At 73.8% G+C, this 4,325-nt stretch carries 1 protein-coding gene and 1 pseudogene; both read right to left on the bottom strand.

The window, feature by feature from the left end; all coding sequences use genetic code 11:
• A partial coding sequence (locus tag LCH29_RS43555) for a beta-ketoacyl synthase N-terminal-like domain-containing protein (protein WP_446467219.1) occupies positions 1-3,891 on the bottom strand: 3,891 nt, incomplete at its 3' end.
• A gap of 86 nt (positions 3,892-3,977) precedes the next feature.
• Positions 3,978-4,292 (bottom strand): annotated as a pseudogene (locus LCH29_RS43550) (acyltransferase domain-containing protein); the annotation flags it as partial.
• Positions 4,293-4,325 lie beyond the last annotated feature (33 nt).

Raw genomic sequence — 4,325 nt, 5'->3', positions numbered from 1 at the left:
CACCTCCCGCAGCGACGGATCGAAGTGCGCCAATACGGCATCCAGCGCCTCCGCGAACACCGGGAACCGCCCGTACAACTCCCGCCCCATACCCAGCCGCTGACTCCCCTGCCCCGAGAACAGGAAAGCCAGCTTCCCGGGGCGTGGCGCGTCCGCGCGGAGGATGTGCGGGCCGTCTTCGCCGTCGGCGAGGGCGGCCAGTGCGGCCAGCAGCTCGCTTCGGTCGGTGGCCAGCAGCACGGCCCGGTGCTCGAACAGCGAGCGGGTGGTGGCCAGCGAGTACGCCACGTCGGCGAACTCGAGCCCGGGCCGCGCGTCTGCGTGGGCGAGCAGACGTCGTGCCTGCGCCCGCAAGGCGTCCGGCGTCCTGGCGGACAACAGGACCGGAACGGTCTCACCCTCGACGGGAGACCGTCGCGCGGGTTCCTCGGTCGGCGGTGCCTGCTCCAGGATCACGTGCGCGTTCGTCCCGCTGGCGCCGAACGAGGAGATGCCCACCCGGCGCGGGCGGCCGGAGTCCGGCCACTGGGCCGGTTCGGTCAGCAGCCGGACCGCACCGGCGCTCCAGTCCACATGGGACGAAGGCGTGTCCGCGTGCAGGGTCTTCGGCAGCAGACCGTGCCGCATCGCCTGCACCATCTTGATCACCCCCGCCGCACCCGAGGCGGCCTGGGTGTGCCCGATGTTGGACTTCAGGGAGCCGAGCAGCAGCGGATGCGTCCGGTCCTGCCCGTAGGTTGCCAGCAGCGCCTGCGCCTCGATCGGATCACCCAGCGTGGTGCCCGTGCCGTGCGCCTCCACCGCGTCGATGTCGGCGGGCGAGAGTTGGGCGTCGGCCAGCGCGCGCTGGATCACCCGCTGCTGCGACGGCCCGTTCGGCGCGGTGAGGCCGTTGGACGCACCGTCCTGGTTGATCGCCGAGCCGCGGAGTACGGCGAGCACGGGGTGACCGCTGCGGTGCGCGTCCGAGAGGCGTTCGATCACCAGCATGCCCACGCCCTCGGCCCAGCCCGTACCGTCGGCGTCCTCGGAGAACGCCTTGCACCGGCCGTCCGGCGAGAGCGCGCCCTGTGCGCTGAACTCCACGAATCCGACTGGGGTCGCCATCACGGTCACGCCGCCGGCCAAGGCCACCGAGCACTCCCCCGACCGCAGCGCCTGCGCGGCCAGGTGGAGGGCGACCAGCGACGACGAGCAGGCGGTGTCCACCGAGACGGTGGGGCCCTGGAGCCCGAAGGTGTACGCCAGCCTGCCGGAGAGGAGGCTCGCCGACTGCGCGGTCTCCCACCGGCCGAGGTGCTCGGGCAGGCGGTAGTCACCGCTGCCGCCGCCGACGTACGCTCCGGCGTCGGTCCCGCGCAGCGCGGCCGGGTCGATCCCCGCCCGCTCCAGGGCTTCCCAGGCCGATTCGAGTACGAGGCGCTGCTGCGGGTCCATCACCAGGGCCTCATGCGGAGAGATCCCGAAGAAGCCGGGGTCGAAGTCGGCCGCGTCGTGCAGGAAGCCGCCACTGCGGGTGACGCTTCCGCCGTTGCCTCCCGTGTCGCCGCTGAGAAGGGCGTCGAAGTCCCAGCCTCGGTCCACCGGCATGTCACCGACGGCGTCGGTGCCGGCCAGGACGAGTTCCCAGAGGTCTTCCGGCGACCGCACGCCGCCGGGGAAGCGGCAGCTCATGCCGACGATCGCGATCGGGTCGTCGGCCGTACGGGCGGACGGCGCCGCCGGGACGACCGGGACGGCCGGGACGGTCCGCTCGCCGAGCAGGGCGGTCAGCAGGTGGTCGGCCAGTTCGTTCGGGGTCGGGAAGTCGAATACGGCGGTGGCGGGCACGCTCAGTCCGGTGGCCCTGGTGAGCTGGTCGCGCAGGTCGACGGCGGTCAGGGAGTCGAACCCGAGGTCCCGGAAGGGCAGATCGGCCTCGACGGCACCGGCGTCGGTGTGCCCCAGCACCAGGGCGCTCTTCTCCCTCACCACGGCGAGCAGTTCACCGAAGCGCTCGGTTTCGGGCAGGCCGAGCAGCCTGTCCCGAAGCTCGGTCGCCGCGGGTCCCTCGGTGCCCGCGATCCCCGCGATTCCGGCGGTCTCGCCGTCCCGTGGCGCGGCGTCGAGCGCCGCGCGAGCCTCCGGCAGGTCGGCCAGCAGCGCGCTGGGCCGAGCCGCGGTGAAGGCGGGCGCGAAGCTGTCCCACTCCACGTCGGCCACGGTCAGCGATGCCTCGCCACTCGCGACCGCACGGCCGAGGGCCGCGAGCGCCACCTCCGTGTCCAGCACGGGCAACCCGCTCGCCCGGAGGTGGCCGGTCATCGACCGCTCGGTGACCTCCGCCCACGCGCCCCACGCGACGCACAGCGCGGCCATGCCACGGTCGCGGCGCCGCTGCGCCATGGCTTCCAGAACGGCCCCCGTGGCCGCCTCGGCGCCTCGGCCCCGTACCCCCCACACTCCGGCGACCGAGCTGAACAGGACGAACGCGTCCAACTCACGGTCGGCGAGCAGATCGTCAAGGTTCGTCACCCCGGCGAGCGCTTCGGAGAACGTGGCGCCGACGAGCTCTTCGGCGTGCACGACGGCGGTCAGCTCACCGGCCGGGAGGACGTCGAGTACGGCCTTGAGCTCGTCGCGATCGGCGGTGTCGCAGGCCAGTACGGTGACCGGGATTCCCCACTCGGCTGCGAGATCCGCATCCGTCAGGCCGGCTGTGTCGCGCCCGATGAGGACGAGGTGCCCGGCGCCTTCCCGGGCCAGCCAGCGGGCGACCCGGACGCCCATCGGTCCGGTGCCGACGACGAGCGCGGTACCGGACGGGGTCCAGCTCCTGGCGGGCGCGGTGGCCCGGACCAGGCGCCGCGCGAACACCCCGGAGGGCCGCACCGCGAGCTCGTCCTCCGGGTCGGGCAGCGGACGAGGTCCGCCGGCGGCGTGGCCGAGCAGCGCGGCGAATCGCGCATCCGGCGCCTCGGCCAAGTCGATCACGCCACCCCAGCGTTCGGGCCGCTCGAGCGCGGCCACCCGCCCCGCACCCCACACCGCCGCCTGGCGGGCGTCATCGATACGGTCGCCGGGCACCGTCTTCACGGCGCCCCGCGTGACGCACCACAGCGGCGCGGCGATCCCGGCCTCCGCCAGCGCCTCCAGCAGCTCCAGCGGACCGGGGCCGGACGAAAGCAGCGAGACCACGCCGGTGAAGTCCGTACGGCCGGCGTCGGACACCCGGCGGACCACGCGGACGGCCTCAGCGTCCGGCGCGTCACCACCCAGGGCATCGACGGCGGCGGAAGCCCAGGGGTCGCCCGCCTCCGCGAGCACGAGCCACCGACCCGGCTGATCGGCGTCCCCCTCCGGCACCGGCACCGGCACCGGCACCGGCACCCAGCTCACCCGGTACTGCCGGGCATCCGCGACCGCGACCTCGCGCCTGCGGCGGTTCCACGACGAGAGCGCCGACAGCGCCGGGGCCATCGCGCTCGCCGCGTCGCCGTCGAGGCCGAGCGTCGCGGCCAGTGCCGCCGGGTCCTCGCTCTCCACCGCCGACCAGAACTCGGCGTCGACCGGGTCGGCCGACGTACTCGGCGTCGCCGGTTCGGGCCAGAAGTGCCGACGCTGGAAGGCGTACGTGGGCAGGCTGACGCATCCCGCGCCCGTCCCGGCGAAGAAGGCGCGCCAGTCGACGGAAGTGCCGTGCACGTGCAGCCGGGACAACGCGGTCACCAGCGCGGTTTCCTCACCGTGGTCGCGGCGTAGCACCGGCACCACGAGCGGGCCTTCGACCAGCTGCCCGGTCGCGGCGGACAGCTGCCCGTCGGGGCCGAGTTCGACGTACGCGCCCACGCCCGCATCGCGCAGGGCCCGGATACCGTCGGCGAAGCGGACCGTCTCCCGGACGTGCCGCACCCAGTACAGCACAGCTCACCGGCCGTGGCGACCGTGCCGGTCAGGTTCGACACCACCGCCAGCCGCGGCTCACCGAACTCCAGGCCCTCCACCACCCGGCGGAACTCCTCCAGCATCGGGTCCATCAACGGCGAATGGAACGCGTGCGAGACACGCAGCCGCGTGGACCGCCTGCCCCGCTCCGAGAAGCGGGCCCCGATCGCCAGGACGGCATCCTCCTCACCGGACACCACCACCGAGGACGGACCATTCACCGCCGCCACCGACACCCCATCGGTCAGCAACGGCGCCACCTCATCCTCGGTCGCCTCGACCGCCACCATCGCCCCACCGGACGGCAACCCATCCATCAACCGCGCCCGAGCCGCCACCAGACGGCACGCATCCTCCAGCGAGAACACCCCCGCCACATGCGCCGCCGCGACCTCACCGAT

The organism is Streptomyces sp. BRA346, assembly GCF_052851135.1.
This window is presented reverse-complemented; position numbering and strand designations above follow the sequence as displayed.